The 15949-nt window shown below is 49.6% G+C and carries 13 protein-coding genes; 3 read left to right on the top strand and 10 right to left on the bottom strand.

From position 1 onward, the window contains the following. Positions 1-18 precede the first annotated feature (18 nt). The gene (locus Mcas_RS02970; protein WP_040334016.1) at positions 19-1923 is read left to right on the top strand and encodes a bifunctional acetyl-CoA hydrolase/transferase family protein/GNAT family N-acetyltransferase; all 1905 of its coding nucleotides are present in this window, start codon (positions 19-21) and stop codon (positions 1921-1923) included. On the opposite strand, the gene Mcas_RS02965 is transcribed toward Mcas_RS02970, so the two are convergent. The 3 genes from Mcas_RS02965 to Mcas_RS02955 form a co-directional block, all read right to left on the bottom strand. After that, the gene (locus Mcas_RS02965) at positions 1913-2338 is read right to left on the bottom strand and encodes a response regulator transcription factor (protein WP_162176242.1); all 426 of its coding nucleotides are present in this window, start codon (positions 2336-2338) and stop codon (positions 1913-1915) included. The two genes, Mcas_RS02970 and Mcas_RS02965, sit on opposite strands and share 11 nt — an antisense overlap. Before the next feature lie 237 nt (positions 2339-2575). Beyond that, positions 2576-3472: an RpnC/YadD family protein gene (locus Mcas_RS02960; protein ID WP_156033056.1), complete on the bottom strand. Its 897-nt coding sequence runs from the start codon at positions 3470-3472 to the stop codon at positions 2576-2578. 118 nt (positions 3473-3590) lie between these two features. After that, positions 3591-4643: a GGDEF domain-containing protein gene (locus Mcas_RS02955; RefSeq protein WP_052566793.1), complete on the bottom strand. Its 1053-nt coding sequence runs from the start codon at positions 4641-4643 to the stop codon at positions 3591-3593. A gap of 222 nt (positions 4644-4865) precedes the next feature. Between Mcas_RS02955 and Mcas_RS02950 the strand changes: the two genes are divergently transcribed. Both Mcas_RS02950 and Mcas_RS02945 read left to right on the top strand, forming a co-directional pair. After that, the gene (locus Mcas_RS02950) at positions 4866-7325 is read left to right on the top strand and encodes a GAF domain-containing protein (RefSeq protein ID WP_200873619.1); all 2460 of its coding nucleotides are present in this window, start codon (positions 4866-4868) and stop codon (positions 7323-7325) included. A gap of 51 nt (positions 7326-7376) precedes the next feature. Continuing rightward, entirely contained in the window at positions 7377-7598 is a 222-nt protein-coding gene (locus tag Mcas_RS02945) for an addiction module protein (RefSeq protein ID WP_040334014.1), read from the top strand. Positions 7599-7687: 89 nt separating this feature from the next. Here Mcas_RS02945 and Mcas_RS02940 read toward each other — a convergent pair whose 3' ends face one another. The 7 genes from Mcas_RS02940 to ilvC all read right to left on the bottom strand — a co-directional run bounded on the left by Mcas_RS02940 (position 7688) and on the right by ilvC (position 15922). Further along, on the bottom strand, positions 7688-9502 hold the full coding sequence (locus Mcas_RS02940; RefSeq protein ID WP_040334013.1) for a KUP/HAK/KT family potassium transporter: 1815 nt from the start codon (positions 9500-9502) through the stop codon (positions 7688-7690). 81 nt (positions 9503-9583) lie between these two features. Beyond that, positions 9584-10252, bottom strand: a complete 669-nt coding sequence (locus Mcas_RS02935; RefSeq protein ID WP_052566787.1) for a tRNA1(Val) (adenine(37)-N6)-methyltransferase — start codon at positions 10250-10252, stop codon at positions 9584-9586. Further along, positions 10252-11949 carry an AIPR family protein gene (locus Mcas_RS02930; protein ID WP_040334012.1) on the bottom strand — a complete coding sequence of 566 codons (1698 nt, stop codon included), beginning with the start codon at positions 11947-11949 and terminating at the stop codon, positions 10252-10254. The genes Mcas_RS02935 and Mcas_RS02930 overlap by 1 nt, the downstream gene beginning before the upstream one ends. 31 nt (positions 11950-11980) lie before the next feature. Continuing rightward, positions 11981-12337, bottom strand: coding sequence for a GAF domain-containing protein (locus Mcas_RS02925; protein ID WP_040334011.1), 357 nt, complete (start codon positions 12335-12337; stop codon positions 11981-11983). Positions 12338-12402: 65 nt separating this feature from the next. Next, on the bottom strand, positions 12403-13992 hold the full coding sequence (locus Mcas_RS02920) for an HDOD domain-containing protein (protein ID WP_040334010.1): 1590 nt from the start codon (positions 13990-13992) through the stop codon (positions 12403-12405). Then, complete coding sequence (locus Mcas_RS02915) at positions 13989-14708, bottom strand: hypothetical protein (RefSeq protein ID WP_156033052.1); 720 nt, start codon at positions 14706-14708, stop codon at positions 13989-13991. The genes Mcas_RS02920 and Mcas_RS02915 overlap by 4 nt, the downstream gene beginning before the upstream one ends. Before the next feature lie 197 nt (positions 14709-14905). Further along, a complete protein-coding gene (gene ilvC / locus Mcas_RS02910; RefSeq protein WP_040334008.1) occupies positions 14906-15922 on the bottom strand; it encodes a ketol-acid reductoisomerase in 1017 nt (338 codons plus the stop codon). Positions 15923-15949 lie beyond the last annotated feature (27 nt).

Genomic DNA, 15949 nt, shown 5'->3' with positions numbered 1-15949 from the left:
CCACTCCGCACTACAACGATGAGTGACGACCACAGTCAGTCCGACGAGTTGCAGAGGCTGTACCGGCAAAAGATGGCCTTGGAGGACTATATCTTCAGCCACATCCGCCGTGGCGACAGGATATTTATCGGCACTGGCTGCGGGGAACCTCAGCACCTGCTGCGGGCCTTTGTCGGGTACGTCGGGGGACACCCAAAGGCGTTCTTTGACACCGAACTGTTTCAGGTCTGGAGCCTCGGCGTGGCCCCCTATGCCGATGAGAGGTTCAGGGCCAACTTCCGCCACAACTCGTTCTTTGTCGGCAACAACACGCGCAATGCCGTCAACACCGGTCTGGCCGATTATACGCCCGTGTTTTTGTCCCAGACACCCAAGCTCTTTTACCGGAGGCTCGTCCCCATTGACGTTGCGCTCGTTCAGACCTCCCACATGGACAGACACGGCTTTCTGAGCCTCGGCATAAGCGTCGATATCGTCAAGGCCGCCGTGGAATCGGCCAGACTTGTCATCGCCCAGGTCAACGCCAACATGCCCAGGATACACGGCGACGGATTCATACACATCAGGGACGTTGACTTTGTCATCCACGCCGACGAACCCCTCCTCCAGTACAAGTCCGATGCCGAGGATGACATCGTGCAGGCAATTGGCAGGTACGTCAGCGCCCTGGTACAGGATGGCGACACCATACAGGTGGGCTACGGCAGCATCCCCAATGCAGTGTTGGTCAACCTCGCCGGTAAAAAACACCTCGGCGTACACACGGAACTCCTCTCCGACGGTCTGGTGCAGTTGATAAGGCAGGGCGTCATAGACAACTCAAAAAAGACCCTCAATCACTACAAGACCGTGGCCTCCTTCTGCATGGGCAGCAACTCAACCTACGAGTTTCTAAACGACAACCCCGCCGTTGAGTTCCGCACCATAGACTACACCAATGACCCGATGGTCATTGCCCGACACGACAACATGACGGCCATCAACAGCGCACTGCAGATAGACCTCACCGGTCAGGCCTCTGCCGAGTCCATTGGACGGGTGTTCTACAGCGGCATCGGCGGACAGGCAGACTTCATGCGCGGGGCGATCATGGCCAAAAACGGCAAGACCATCCTGACCCTCCAGTCCACGGCACAAGAGGGGCAGATATCGAGGATTGTGCCGTTTCTGAATGAGGGAGCCGGGGTCACGCTCAACCGTGGCGACGTCCACTATGTCGTAACCGAGTACGGGATTGCCTACCTTTACGGGAAAAACATCCGGCAACGTGCCATGGAACTGATTGCCATTGCCCACCCGCACTTCCGGGCACAACTGATCGAAGAGGCCAGGGCACTCAACATCATCTACCATGACCAGGTCTACATACACACGGATAGGGCACCGGAGCAGGGACAATTGCAGGTGCGCAGGACCACCTCCAAGGGGGTTGACGTCCTCCTGCGTCCGGTGCGGATCAGCGATGAGGCGCTGTTGAAGGATTTCTTTTACAGTCTCTCCGACGAAACCCTCTACAGGCGGTTTATATCCGTCCGCAAGGACATGCCGCATGAGCGGTTGCAGAAGTATCTGACGGCGGATTACGTCAGAGTGGTGATTATCCTTGCAGTGCTCCCCAACGGGAGACATTTGGCAGAGACAGGCGAGTTTGTAGTCGGAATGGGGCAGTATGAGGTCAACGGCAGCACCCACTTTGCCGACGTGGCATTAGTTATCAGGGATGATTATCAGGGCAAGGGGATTGGGCGGGTATTGCTGGACCACCTGAGCGTTATAGCCAGACAACAGGGTCTGCTGGGCTTTACGGCAGAGACGCTCGCACACAACCGCTCAATGATCAGGTTGTTTGAGGGCATGGACTTTGACACGGAAATGCACCACGATGATAACATGTACGCCATCAAGATGGCATTTAAGCGGTAGATTGCCCTCGCAACTGGTAGGCCTCCATGGCTGCATCATAGATGACCGCAAAGAACTCCTCATCGCTGAACGGTTTTATAATGTGCCGCTTGATGCCAAGCTCCTTGACTCGTCTCATAAGCGGGCCATCGTTGATTGCACTCAGTGCGACGACAGGCGTACCGGGTTTTAGCTCAAGGATATTTCGGACCATTTCGAGGCCATCCATTACGGGCATCAGGATGTCGGTTATTACGATGTCTATGTCATGCTTTTTGAACAACGCGAGCCCTTTCTCACCATTTGAGGCCATGTAAATCCGATCGAACCGACGTTTGAGCACGAGCCTCAGACTCTCCATAATGATGAGTTCATCCTCAACGCAAAGCACCGTTATCTCTTTCTTTAATAACCCCGTATCTATCTCACAACCCATAAAGATATTATAGCACATATCATCGGAATAATAAAAGACAACGATTGCCTCATCTAAAATCTATACGAAACAACACCCGCTGCCTCGCATAAAATCTATGCTAAATTGTAATACACCTCAAATAACACCACTATAGGAGGCAGATATGTTGTCAGAGATGAGAGGGTATCACTGCATACAAGTGTGGCCATATTACTCAAACGTAGTAACAGTGCCACATTAGACAATTAGTACGGCTCAGGCATTACCCTGCAGGTACAATCTCAACTGGGCTACCGAAACGGATTGCTTGATACGCTCCCTGAACTCATCCAGTCTGTCTATCTTATCAATTCCCCTGACCATTCCCATAAGTTCAAGTCCCTCAGGGCCATACTTGATTTCAAGCATATCTTCTATCCCTTCCATTCTGCCTTCCATTCTGCCTTTGAGTTCACCTTCCATTCTGCCTTTGAGTTCACCTTCCATTCTGCCTTCCATTCTGCCTTTGAGTTCACCCTTTACGAAGACATCCTTAAAGATTTCGTACTCATCCAGATCAATTGTTATCGGCATGTTCAGTACCTCCTGTTTTACTTTATAGGCCAAATTTCCTAAGCCTGAAAGATATAGCAATTTTCTGATATAGTTCTCCATTTCCCTGTGCGATAGCAGGGAAAATTTACCAAGTATCCTCCTGATGGTGGCATCTGTATCTTTGGTTTTGCACAGAATAGCTAGCACGTTATCATTGGGGTTATTGCTGTCAATGAGCGGATCGCCGTCAAGATTGTGTATGTCTATCAATCTGTAGGCATACGTGGTTAATCCAGAGGCTATACTATGTTTCATGTTCAACGGCTTATTGCCAACATATAAGACGATTTGTATCGGTAACCTCTTGTGTTGGTTGTATATAAACGCAGAATAGAGATACATGCGCCCTAACATCGTGGCATCATTTGTCGATTGTATCTCTATATGGATTATCTCACCATCGGGTGCCTCAATTACGATATCGGCCTCTCTCAACTGAATATCAGGGAATTGAACGTCTATGAATTTGCCTGTTTCATACCCCGTCAGCAACTTCAAAAATGCCCCTGGCACATCTTTTATGATGTCCTTTAGTGCTATGTCAAACTTCTGGTGCATATTGTATAATAACAACCCCTGACTGTCTCTGTCAATATTTCGAATTGCCTTGTCTGAAAACGGATAGGGCACCGGAGCAGGGACAATTGCAGGTGCGCAGGAATCCACGTCTTTAAACTTAACACAGACACTCCAGGGTGTAATCATCCTTTATGTTTGCAATGACGGTGTTTCTGCCCAGTCGTTTGGCCTCATAGAGCATTGCGTCGGCCTCGCAGACGATTGAGTCCCGGTCGGAGCATTCCCGCAACTCGGCAACACCGAAACTCGACGTGATCGCTATGACATTGCCACAGATATCAAAGCGGTTGTGCTCGATACTCTGTCTCAACCTTTCGGCAATCTCTATGGCCTCCTTCAGCGGCGTATAGGGCAGGACGATCAGAAACTCCTCTCCGCCAAAGCGCGCCACGTAATCGCTCTTGCGTATTGCGGCTCCTACGATCCGTGAGACCTCCTGCAGCACCACGTCTCCGACAAAGTGACCGTAGGTGTCATTTACACGCTTGAAATGGTCAATGTCGTACATGATAATCGACAACCCCGTGTTATGCCGCCTTGCGTTGGCTATGTCGTGTTCGATGAACTTGTACAGCGCCCGCCTGTTCAGAAGACCGGTCAGGGGGTCAATGGTTGCCGCAATCTCCATCTCTCTGAGGTTCATGCTGTTGTTTAACGACACCCCGATTGACTTTGCAACGATATTTATAATTTCATCGTGATATTTAAACAGGCCTCGTCGGGGGATTACATACATTCTGGCCATGCACTTTTCGTTGGTGATTAGATACGACAGGACGTCATCGACATTAATACCGTCAATTTCTTGACTCCCTGTCGGATTTTCGGGATAAAAGTATTGGAATTCATACCTTGCGGGTTGCTCGCCAAAGTCGCGTTTTACGATGACCAGGAGTAGCTCCCTGTAACGGCGCGGGTCAACCCATATGTCTGTAAATTCCCCATTTCTTATTACAAAGCCGAAGAGTTCGTAGTCGAGGATATCCTTCAGGCACCTCGATGCCTCATAGAGGATGCCGCCAACGTTGGTTGTCTTGTTTATGTTGAGGATGTACTGGCTCAGGGTGTTGTAGTCCAGTCCCCTTGCCATCATATATGCCTTTTTGAATGTGTTGATCGTATACTTTATCATACTGCTCAAACCTGACATGTGATACCTCCTTCATTCAAGCGTAAGATTAAACCTGCATTTATCGTACCATAAACAAAACATCCCACTCCAAAATATAAAAACAATACGCCCACGGAAATGTTTTCCTGCAAAGAGCGTAGATAGCATGGAAAAAATGTCCTGCACTGATAGTCATACCAAAAGTTGCCCTCGATACCATTATGCTGGGGGGTTTGCAAAAACTCTGCTCCGGGGTGTAAAATGATACAACTGATGACCATGGATAGCTCGGACGACATTGTAAAACAGATATTCAGCTACGGACTGAAGCAAAGCGACGTCAAACGTATCATAAGCGCCGCTGGCACGGCGGGGCAGGATGCATTGATTGACAAGATAGCGGGGCTTATAACCAAGATAACTGCCATCATTGAGGTCTCCAACCGCGTCTCCTCCATCCTCGACCTTGACATGTTGCTGAAAAACCTCATTGAAATAACCACGCAGACCCTGGGAACCGACCGTGGAAGCCTGTTTCTCAATGATGACGAAACAGCGGAACTCTACTCACGAATTGCCATCGGAGACCTGACAAAGGAGATCAGATTCCCCAACAACCGCGGGATCGCCGGTGCGGTGTTCAGCTCAGGGACGGCACTTATCATCAACGATGCCTACAGCGACCCGCGCTTCAATCAGGAGATAGACAAACAAACCGGCTATAAAACACGAAACATACTCACCACCCCCATAAAGACCAGACAGGGCAAGTGCATCGGCGTCATGCAACTCATCAACAAGCAGGAGCGTCCTGCAGCGGAAAAGAAGCAGGAGCGTCCTGCAGCGGAAAAGAAGCAGGAGCGTCCTGCAGCGGAAAACAAGCACGACGGAGACTTCACCAACGAAGACCTGACACTGCTTGAGACCATCACCCTGCAGGCCTCTGCCGCCTTGCAAAACGCAAGCCTCTTTACCCAACTGCAGCGCATCAGGGACGAAGAATCCACGCTGCTTGAACTGACCAGGTCGCTTTCTACGGAGTTACAGCTAAAGCCCCTGCTGCTGAAGATCATGGATACGGCAACGTCCATCCTTGAGGCAGACCGCAGCACGCTGTTTCTGTATCTCGAAAAGACGGGCGAACTGTTGTCGCAGGTTGGTCAGGGACTTGAGGGCAAAGAGATCCGTATCCCCTGCAACATGGGCATAGCCGGGTCGGTGTTTACCACAGGGCAGACCGTAAACATCCCCGATGCCTACCAGGACAGTCGCTTTAACCAGGCCGTTGACAAGAAAACCGGCTACAGAACCAGGTCTATCCTATGCATGCCCATCGTCAACAAGGAGGGCAAAAGTATCGGCGTGATGCAGGTGCTCAACAAAAAGGGCGGCCCCTTTACCGTGATCGACGAAAAACGTCTGCGGGCGTTCTCCGCTCAGGCCTCCATTGCCATTGAAAACGCAAAGCTCTTTGACGACGTGATGAACACGAAAAACTACAGCGAAAGCATCCTGGAAAGCATGAGCAACGGCGTCATTAGTCTCAACGAAGACGGCCTGATAGTCAAGTGCAACGGGGTTGCACTGCACATGTTGGACGCCACCTTTGACCAACTGAAAAACAATCCCCTGAGTCACTTCTTTGCCGGTAAAAACGACTGGGTGCTGGAGAGTATCAGGCGGGTTGAAGACACCGGCAACCAGGACATCAACATGGAAATGGACATGGTAACGCTGAAAGACAATACGGCGTCTGTGAATCTGACCGTGCGGCAGCTCCTCAACACGCACGGCGCCAAGATAGGTACCCTGCTGGTCTTTGAGGACATCTCACGCGAAAAACGCCTGCGCAGCACAATGGCCCGGTACATGACCAAGGAGATAGCCGAGCGACTGCTTGACACTGGCGATGACCTCCTCGGCGGACAGATACAAGAGGCATCGGTGTTGTTCTCCGACATCAGGGACTTTACGGGCATATCGGAGAGGCTTGGCGCCGGACAAACCGTCAGTATGCTCAACGAGTACTTCACCCTGATGGTGGATATTATCTTCCGCTACGGCGGCATCCTGGACAAGTACATAGGAGATGCGATCCTGGCGGTCTTTGGCACCCCCTTTGTCACCCCCAGGGACACCGACAATTGCGTAACCGCAGCCATTGAGATGATCGAGGCCCTCAGGCACTTTAACGACAAGAGGAGCAAATCCGGTACGGAACAAATCGCCATAGGCATCGGCATCAACACCGACGAAGTACTATCGGGAAACATCGGCAGCCTCAAGCGGATGGACTACACGGTCATTGGCGATGGCGTCAATCTTGCCTCAAGGCTGGAGGGGGCCAACAAGTTCTTTGGCACCAACATCCTGATCAGCGAGTTCACAAAGAAGCGACTCAACAACAAGTATATGCTCAGGGAACTCGACCTTATCAGGGTCAAGGGCAAGCTCAAACCCGTATGTATATACGAGGTCATGGACTATCACAGGGCCGTCTCAAGGGAGATCGACATCATGGAGTGGATCGCCGCATTTGAAGACGCCTTGGGCCTGTACCGGCTAAGGAAATGGGAGGCGGCCATCGGGCAGTTTAACGACGTCCTCGCCATCAGCGGACAAGACAAGGCCGCCAGGATGTACATCGACAGGTGCAGGCACTTCATGCAGACCCCCCCGGAAGATGACTGGGACGGCGTCTGGGTCATGGAGTCAAAGTGATCTGAAGCCGACGATTGATAACATAATTTATCTATAAGGAGAAAAGAAGAAATGATAAAGTTGAAGGCGACAGACGTTCTTTCTTTACCGATTCAAGAAAGAATTCAGTTAGTTGAGGATATATGGGACACAATAGCCGTTGAGTCAGATTCTGTTGAATTAACAGAGCACGACAAAAGGATCCTTGATGAAAGGATAGATAATTATCTGAATAATCCTGCGCAATGTTCTTCATTTGATGACGTCTTTAAAAGGATAAAAAATATAGAGTGACATTACGCTATCGTAATCACACATAAGACTGACAATGACATTAAGGAGGCGTTGATGTGTTCAACTTTACAAAAACAGGCCTCTGCCGGCTACATATCTATGCGATAGATAACCCCGCGGAGCTTATGGGATGGCAGCTTGTAAAACTGAACATAAGACGGGGTCAGCTTCTTGATCAATGAGAAAATTTTCCAGATGAAGTTGTTTGTGGCGATGTCCTCCTGCCCGTAGAATATGGTCTTGATGTCAATACCGTTTGTCAGCAGCAGGCGTTCAACGTCCACGACCTCCATGTAGCCCATTTCGATGACAAACGTCCTCAGGCCATCGGTTATACTGCTACCCGTGTAGGCCTTGACACCAAAGGGTTCGTCTATCTTCTCCATGGAAACGATCAGGTTGTCCTCGTAGATTATGTTATCGGCAAACATGGTGCGTACTATGTATGGTGGCACCATGTTCATGTCCCTGGCAAAGAACAATCCCGTCCCCTGTATCTTGCTGAAACGCTTGAAGAACTCAACGTAGGTTGGGAGAAAGTTTCTCAGGGGCATGGGTTTGAGACGCATGTAGAGTCGCCTCTGGCCCTTGGTGTAGATCATAATAACAATGAACGGTATAGCGGCGATGATAATTGACCAATAACCACCATGGGGAATCTTAAACGTATTCGATGCAAAGTACACAACATCCACGAGGAACACGAAAAACGAAATCAGAGTAAGTGGCCAGTTTTTGCGCAGATAAAATATCCACGTCATAAACAGCCCCGTGAGGGACATAGTACCAGTAACGGCCAGTCCGTAGGCAGCGGCCAGGTTGCTTGAGGCCTTGAACTCGTACATGATAATCAACACACTGACAAGCAAGAACCAGTTGACAAAGCCGATATATATCTGACTCCTGAACTCGGTTGATGTGTAATCGACCTTAAACATGGGCATCAGGCGTGTGGTGATGCTCTGGTAGACGATGGAAAACATCCCGCTGATCATGGCCTGTGAGGCGATGACGGTTGCCAGGATGCTCAGAAACAGAAACGGTACATACAGGGACTTTGACTGTGCGAGGATCATCTCAAAGAGTACGTTTTTGGCTTCCGGGTGGGCTATCAGAAAGGCGCCCTGTCCCATGTAGTTAAGCAGCAGTGCCACAAAGACAAAGTACCACGCCTTAAGTATGGGGGTCCTGCCCAGGTGTCCCATGTCGGCATAGAGGGCCTCCCCGCCCGTGGCGCACAGGGTGACCTCGGATAGGATAAAGAATCCGCTTACGCCGTTGTCTATGAGGAACTTGACGCCATAATACGGATTGACCGCCTTAAGCACCATCGGCTCCTTCACTATGGACAGCACCCCGGAGACCGACAACACTATAAACCACAAGAGCATGATCGGTCCAAAGGCCTTGGCCACACGCTCGGTGCCCTTGTCCTGGAAAAAGAACAGGATAACGGCAATAATTCCCGCTATAAGGATCAAGGTGTTGTGGCCGGTTTTTTCAAGCCCCGGGACGAGCAACAATCCCTCTACGGCACTCAATATGCTTATGGCCGGAGTAATGACACCATCCCCGATGAGCAGCGATATGCCAATAATAGACAGCAGTGTGATAAATGCCACCTGTCTGCTAGACTTCAGCAATGGCCGCAGTATCTCCTTTAGGACGATGGTACCCCCCTCACCCTTCTTACCGAGGCTCATGGCCAGCCACCCGTACTCCAACGTTACCAGCACACACAGCGTCCACACGATCAGCGACAGCACGCCCGTTATGTTTTCACTGGTGGGTTTGGTCAGCAGGATGATGACGGTAAGGGTATAGATTGGGCTGGTACCAATGTCACCAAAGACCAGTCCCAAAGACTTTATTATGCCTCCAATGCCGGCGCCATCTCTGCTCATAACCAGGATACTTCCATCACTGCCTCATAGTATACTATAGCTATGTAAGAAAATGAAACGGGATATATTCTCTTCTTCTTCTCAGGCGTCCAGTAGGAGCGGAGGTTGGATGAGCAGTTGACTGTTGCCTTCCTTGACGGCCTCGATGAGGACCATGACGGCACCGGAGTTGGCGTCGGGGTGGATGAACCGGACGGTGGCCACGGAAAACCTGTGCCTTGCCAGGACATCGATGACCTCTATGAACCTGCCGGGGTGATGTATGAAACAGAACCGTCCCTTGCCCCTGAGCAGATAAAAGGCCGCATGTACGAGTTCGGGGAGGGTGAGCAGGATTTCGTGTCGGGCGATGGCCTTTTCCTCAGTGGGGTTGAGCTTGCCAGTGCCGACCTTTCTGAAGGGCGGGTTTGACACTACCAGGTCAAAGCTGTTGGCCTGCATGTCTCTGGAGACGTCTCTGATGTCAATATTGGCAACCGTTATGCGGTCGCTGAGTTCGTTGATGGTGACGTTTCTGAGGCAGAGGGCCGCCAGTTCTTCCTGTACCTCTATCAGCTCGACGTGGGAGTCGGCAAAGCGCCTGGCGAGGACAATCCCGATGATCCCTGAGCCTGCCCCGAGGTCTGCAATGCGTCGCGGGTATTTGACCCCAACGAAGTCCGTCAGCAGGAGGGCATCACACGAAAACCGATATCCGCTAACCCGCTGGTATATCTTAACGTCCCTTACGACGTCGAGGCTCAGGTCCATCAATCAGTGGATTGTTGCTCACGATCAACCTGGTTGAGTTTTTCAATGAGATCGCCGCGGCGAAACGTTGCCGAAAGCTGTTGAGCAGACAGTTGGGGGTCTGCATATAGCTTCTTTAATGCTTTGTCTGCTACGTCAACGGCATGATTGAAATACTGTTGCGCTTTCCGTTCAAATAATTGCCTGGAATCGTCAAAGTTTTTGTGCGTTAAGTCCTTTAGACCACACCCTAAGTCCCGTAACAGGTATTTACCCATCTGCATGGCGATAAAACATGAGGCATAGCGAACAAACAACGGAACATCCTCCGGTGGTCTCTTTCTTTTGTTTTCGGCGTAGCGATAGAGCAGGGTTGCGATGATCACCTGGGCGCCTGTTAGATCGTCCGTGAAAATTGTGTCATATAGTTTTCCGAAATGCTCCCTGGTAAAGAATTTCGCCTGATGGGGTCTCTGCCTCCAGACTGACAGGATGGCCTCAGCGGCGATACCGGAAGTTATCTCCGCTGACTTTGCCTGCGCCTCCATACGCTTGCGACGATAGGTAAACCCCAGTTGGCCGATATCCGTTTCAAGACGCCTTTGTATGTCATCGTTGGCCCGCAGATCACGGAGTTCAACAGGGTTTTGAGTATTGGTTGCCAATGTGATCCTGTCTACAAGGTCTTCGTTATCACTGGGGAGTTGATAGAGCCTGAGCAGTACGTAAGCGCCATAAGGCTGTTGCTCATGCGTTAAACCCTTCAAGGTATCGCGGATAGTCATACACGTCTGACCGCCGTTGATTATCTGAAGGTTTTCCACTTGTACCTTATAATCTCCTCGTTGCATCTTATTGTAGGAGAATTTGTCGCAGGTCAGCGTGATGCCGTTGTTATAGAAATAGAAATTGCCACTGTCTTGCGTCTTTATAATAGTATCCCGGATTGCCTCATTAACCCTGTTGCCGACAAGGCCGAGATAGCGTCGTATATTTCGTTCCAATAGACGTTCCCCATGCCTGTCTATGAGGTCGGCGATTTCCGTTATGTCAATCCTGCCCACCAGCACACGGACAAACTCAATATCTTCCGTAATAATACTGCCGGCAAGCTGAATATTTTCATTGACTTTCTTTGTACGTTGAAGGATATTTAAGAGGTAATCGTGATTGACATGTTCCCAACTAACCTGGTCTGCAAAGGCAGCTCTACGGATGTATTCCTCACCGGCTTGATTCCATCTGAGGCCGTTGTTGCAGACAAACACCCTAACCTGAGGGATGTAACCATCCTTAATCAGAGAACGAACCTCCTCCACCTTGGCGGTCAAAGAAGGATTGATATACTTAAGCGGTAAACTCGGATCAAAAAGACATCCGATGGCGTTGGTAAGTTTCAATATGCCGTTTTCTGGAAAATTTGCGTCTGCTTCAAGATTACGTTTGTATTTCCCCTGAAAAAGTCTGACGAGAAACTCACCTTTGTGCTCTTCAGAGATATGGATCGCATCTATACCAAAATCCCCCCCACCTTCGGTCAGACACTCAAACGCCTCGTCATCGGTCATGTCCAAAACCGTCTTAACACACAGGTAGACAAAGGCAAGTGAAGTAAGTCTTCCTTCATCAACAATCCCCAACTCCTCCCTTGCGCGTTCTCTGATCTCATTACATATGCCTGCTAGCCTTTGATCGATGATTGCCGCGCTGATATTCATTGTATTGCCTCCTTATGTTTATTATCTCAAGCTACTTGCGTTTGTACTTGATGGCGAGGATTGCCTGGTCGCGGAGGGTTTTGAGGTATCGCAGGGTTGTTGAACTTATGTTGAGGTCTCCGGGGTTGTCTTTGTCCATGTAGATTACCCCTATGGGCATCTTGCTTATTATGATCGGCATGAGGATAAACGTCTCCACATCAACAAGCCTCACAAACCATTGCGGAAGGCGCAGCTTTATGCGTCTGTCGTTGATGTCGTTTACGAGCAGGTCCATGTCCTTGTTTATCGCCGTGTTAAATACGTCATCCGAACTAACATCCATAATAAACCGGAAGTTCTTCATTATCACAAAGACGTTGTCACCAAAGCCAAACCTGGCCTCCATGATGTTATCACGCGCACTCTTGATACAGATGATGATTCGCTTAAAGCCAAGACCGCGATCTCAAGCTACTTGCGTTTGTACTTGATGGCGAGGATTGCCTGGTCGCGGAGGGTTTTGAGGTATCGCAGGGTTGTTGAACTTATGTTGAGGTCTCCGGGGTTGTCTTTGTCCATGTAGATTACCCCTATGGGCATCTTGCTTATTATGATCGGCATGAGGATAAACGTCTCCACATCAACAAGCCTCACAAACCATTGCGGAAGGCGCAGCTTTATGCGTCTGTCGTTGATGTCGTTTACGAGCAGGTCCATGTCCTTGTTTATCGCCGTGTTAAATACGTCATCCGAACTAACATCCATAATAAACCGGAAGTTCTTCATTATCACAAAGACGTTGTCACCAAAGCCAAACCTGGCCTCCATGATGTTATCACGCGCACTCTTGATACAGATGATGATTCGCTTAAAGCCAAGACCGCGAAACATAATCTCCAGGATCATTCTTAACATATCGTTGAGAGTAAACTCCTCGGTAAGGGTGTTTGCCACCTCCTGAATACCTCGCAGAAGCAAAGACTCTGAGGACTCTTTTACTCCCCCTACGTTTACACTACACTCTAACAGGTGTATGCCACCCAAGTCTTTATACTTTTCCTCTTTTGCTGGCATAGGGGGTTGTCCCTCCTCCGATTTATCAGCCTTCTCTGTCCTTGCAAAACTCAATAACTGCCTGGCCATCTTTATAAACGCAACATCACTGAGATCAATGTTATAGGCTGTTGCATATTCATGTATCTCCTTTAACGATGCCGTCAATATACTGTTGATATCCTCCGCTGCAAGCTTAAAACAGTTCCTGTAACGGTGCATCAGCGAGCCTAGCGCCTTAGTCCAATCCTCTGCCGAACCCGTTGAGTTGATGATCAGCGAGCAGAGGTCGTTTGAAAAGCCCACAAATGCCTTCAACATATCTTCGTCCTCGGCCGGCTTGGGGATGCTTGACTGTGGTGCCCTGTTCATGCTGTGTATGATCTGAGTGGGCAGGTGCCATTGTCTAGCAAGCTCTATGCCGAGATTTTCATATGATATCCCAAGCATCGTGTAGGATGCCCTCTTTTCATCATCACCGGTCTTTGCCATTAACTCCCTGACCCTTTTGCTCTCAACGGGCAGATAGTAGGTTGCCACGATCTTGCCAAGGTCAAAGAAGATGCCGCACAAAAATGCCTCCTCTACCTTTTTGTTATCCAGGGTTGAGGCCAGCTTTCTCGATACCACGGCACCAATGAAGTTGTTAATCAGCGCACCACGCAGCTCACGTGCGAGGTTCTTGTCTCTCAGGTTTTCAAACAGCATCAGGGAAAGGGCGGCATTGCGTATGTGGTCCAGGCCAAGTATATAGACCGCTCGTGAGATCGTCGTGATCTTACCGCTGTGCTGTGTGTTTATGTAGTACACCGTGTTGACCATCCTCAGAATCTTGTTTGTCAGGGCAAAGTCCTGCAGTATGGTGTCGGTAAGCTCCGTGATCGTTGCATCACTTTCACGCGATGCCTGCTTACTGACCAGGTTGATGGTGTGGGACATTACCGGAAGTTCATTGCCCTCCTGTATCTTCCTTCTCAATTCAACAAGCGTTTCTTCTTTTGTTCTCATTGTAATCCTTCAAACGTAAAGGTCCTCTTAGTGAGTCCTATGTCAAATTCCCTGACCTTTTTATCAAGGGCAGTGTTTTCCGTATCAAGTATGGTTACATACTTTTCAAGCTCCATTGCGCTGTGGGCAAACTCATTAAGCATACCCTGGAGTACCCTGGACTTTTGTGCCGCCGGCGTATAACGCTCTTGTACCCTGGTGTTGAGTTGCGTGATGGCCTTAAATCTGTTCAGGATACCCGATACCGTGTCCTTATAACCCATGAGAACTACGTTGTATCCCTTGAGATTGGCTATCATCTTACCGTGCTTTTGCAGTTCCTCACTGTAGAGCGAAATGAGTATCTTTTGCTTTTGTATAGTCGTATCGCAATCGTTTTCCTGGACTGTTATCTTGCCGTCCTGGTCTTTTATGACCCTGTTAAATCCCTCAAAGGCCTTATCCCACAGTTCCAGGTTACAAATGTCCTGGGTCCTGATGACCTTCATAATGGCATTGAGGTGGTCAATCATCAGCATGTGCAGTTCCTTTATCAGGATCATCCTGGGGTTTTGCTTTATTTTTTCATTGGTTGCATCCATATCTTTCTGGGCCTGCTGTAACATTTGAGACAGAAACTCCTGCAACGCCTCCATTTCCATCTCCTGCATCGCCTCTATCTCAAGGTAGCTTTTGTACTTAAAATAATAAAATACGCTCAGGCCTATAAATAACAATAGCATCTCTATAATATAAATAAACACTATAAGATTTAATTTTATCATCAGTCTACACAATCATTTGTGGGGAATGGGTTTCAGGGCAAATTTAGCCCTCGGAAGCGCCCTACCCCTCCCCCTGTCGCCCTCCCCCTGTTGCCCTCCCCTATCCCCTCCCACAAGGGGAGGGGTATTTTCAGGCTTTTTAAACGACACTAGGCCTTGGATTTGTCTACGAGGCGGTCCTTTTTGAGCCACGGCATCATAGCACGCAGTTGGGCACCTATTTCCTCTATCTGGTGCTGCTGTCCCCTCTTTGTAAGTGCGTTGAAGACGGGCTTGTTTGCCTTGCACTCAAGTATCCACTCCCTTGCAAACTGTCCTGATTGGATTTCATCGAGGATCGTTTTCATTTCTTCTTTGGTCTTGTTGGTGATGATGCGAGGCCCACGCGTGAGGTCGCCATACTGAGCGGTGTTGCTGATGGAGTAACGCATGTTTGATATACCACCTTCGTATATGAGGTCGGTTATCAGCTTGACCTCGTGCAGACACTCAAAGTATGCCATTTCGGGGGCATAGCCGGCCTCAACCAGGGTTTCAAAGGCAGCCTGAATAAGCGCAGTCAGTCCGCCGCACAACACCACCTGTTCACCAAACAGGTCCGTTTCGGTCTCTTCCCTGAAGGATGTTTCGATAATACCGGCCCGTCCACCGCCAATTGCACTGGCATAGGCCAGGGCGATGTCTCTGGCATTTCCGCCGGGGTCCTGATTGATGGCAATCAGACACGGCACCCCGCTACCCTTTACGTACTCACTGCGCACCAGATGACCGGGGCCCTTGGGCGCCACCATAAAGACACTGGTCTGCGACGGGGGGGTTATCTGACCAAAGTGGATGTTAAAGCCGTGGGCAAAGGCCAGATACACCGACTTCTGCATATACGGGGCTATCTCCTCGTTGTAGATGCCGGCCTGAAACTCATCGGGAAGCAACATCATGATAACATCGGCCTCTCTGGCCGCATCCGAAGGGGTCATAACCATAAAGCCTGCATCCTGGGCTTTTTTCCAACTGCCGCCCTTGCGCAACCCGATTGTGACGTCCATGCCGCTGTCTCTGAGGTTATTGGCATGGGCGTGTCCCTGACTACCGTAACCCATGATAACGATCTTCTTGTCCTTCAAAACACCCGTATTGGCGTCTTTATCATAAAAAATCTTGACCATCCTGCACTAAACCTCCATGATTTTTTT

The sequence above is a fragment of the Candidatus Magnetobacterium casense genome (genome assembly GCF_000714715.1).
In the GTDB taxonomy this organism is placed as follows: Bacteria; Nitrospirota; Thermodesulfovibrionia; order Thermodesulfovibrionales; family Magnetobacteriaceae; genus Magnetobacterium; species Magnetobacterium casense.
This window is presented reverse-complemented; position numbering and strand designations above follow the sequence as displayed.

What these genes read in the sequence shown, in the direction of transcription:
- Mcas_RS02970 (WP_040334016.1), top strand. Translation starts at nt 19, where the DNA reads ATGAGTGACGACCACAGTCAGTCCGACGAGTTGCAGAGGCTGTACCGG.
- Mcas_RS02965 (WP_162176242.1), bottom strand. Translation starts at nt 2,338, where the DNA reads ATGGGTTGTGAGATAGATACGGGGTTATTAAAGAAAGAGATAACGGTG.
- Mcas_RS02960 (WP_156033056.1), bottom strand. Translation starts at nt 3,472, where the DNA reads ATGCACCAGAAGTTTGACATAGCACTAAAGGACATCATAAAAGATGTG.
- Mcas_RS02955 (WP_052566793.1), bottom strand. Translation starts at nt 4,643, where the DNA reads ATGTCAGGTTTGAGCAGTATGATAAAGTATACGATCAACACATTCAAA.
- Mcas_RS02950 (WP_200873619.1), top strand. Translation starts at nt 4,866, where the DNA reads ATGATACAACTGATGACCATGGATAGCTCGGACGACATTGTAAAACAG.
- Mcas_RS02945 (WP_040334014.1), top strand. Translation starts at nt 7,377, where the DNA reads ATGATAAAGTTGAAGGCGACAGACGTTCTTTCTTTACCGATTCAAGAA.
- Mcas_RS02940 (WP_040334013.1), bottom strand. Translation starts at nt 9,502, where the DNA reads ATGAGCAGAGATGGCGCCGGCATTGGAGGCATAATAAAGTCTTTGGGA.
- Mcas_RS02935 (WP_052566787.1), bottom strand. Translation starts at nt 10,252, where the DNA reads ATGGACCTGAGCCTCGACGTCGTAAGGGACGTTAAGATATACCAGCGG.
- Mcas_RS02930 (WP_040334012.1), bottom strand. Translation starts at nt 11,949, where the DNA reads ATGAATATCAGCGCGGCAATCATCGATCAAAGGCTAGCAGGCATATGT.
- Mcas_RS02925 (WP_040334011.1), bottom strand. Translation starts at nt 12,337, where the DNA reads ATGGAGGCCAGGTTTGGCTTTGGTGACAACGTCTTTGTGATAATGAAG.
- Mcas_RS02920 (WP_040334010.1), bottom strand. Translation starts at nt 13,992, where the DNA reads ATGAGAACAAAAGAAGAAACGCTTGTTGAATTGAGAAGGAAGATACAG.
- ilvC (WP_040334008.1), bottom strand. Translation starts at nt 15,922, where the DNA reads ATGGTCAAGATTTTTTATGATAAAGACGCCAATACGGGTGTTTTGAAG.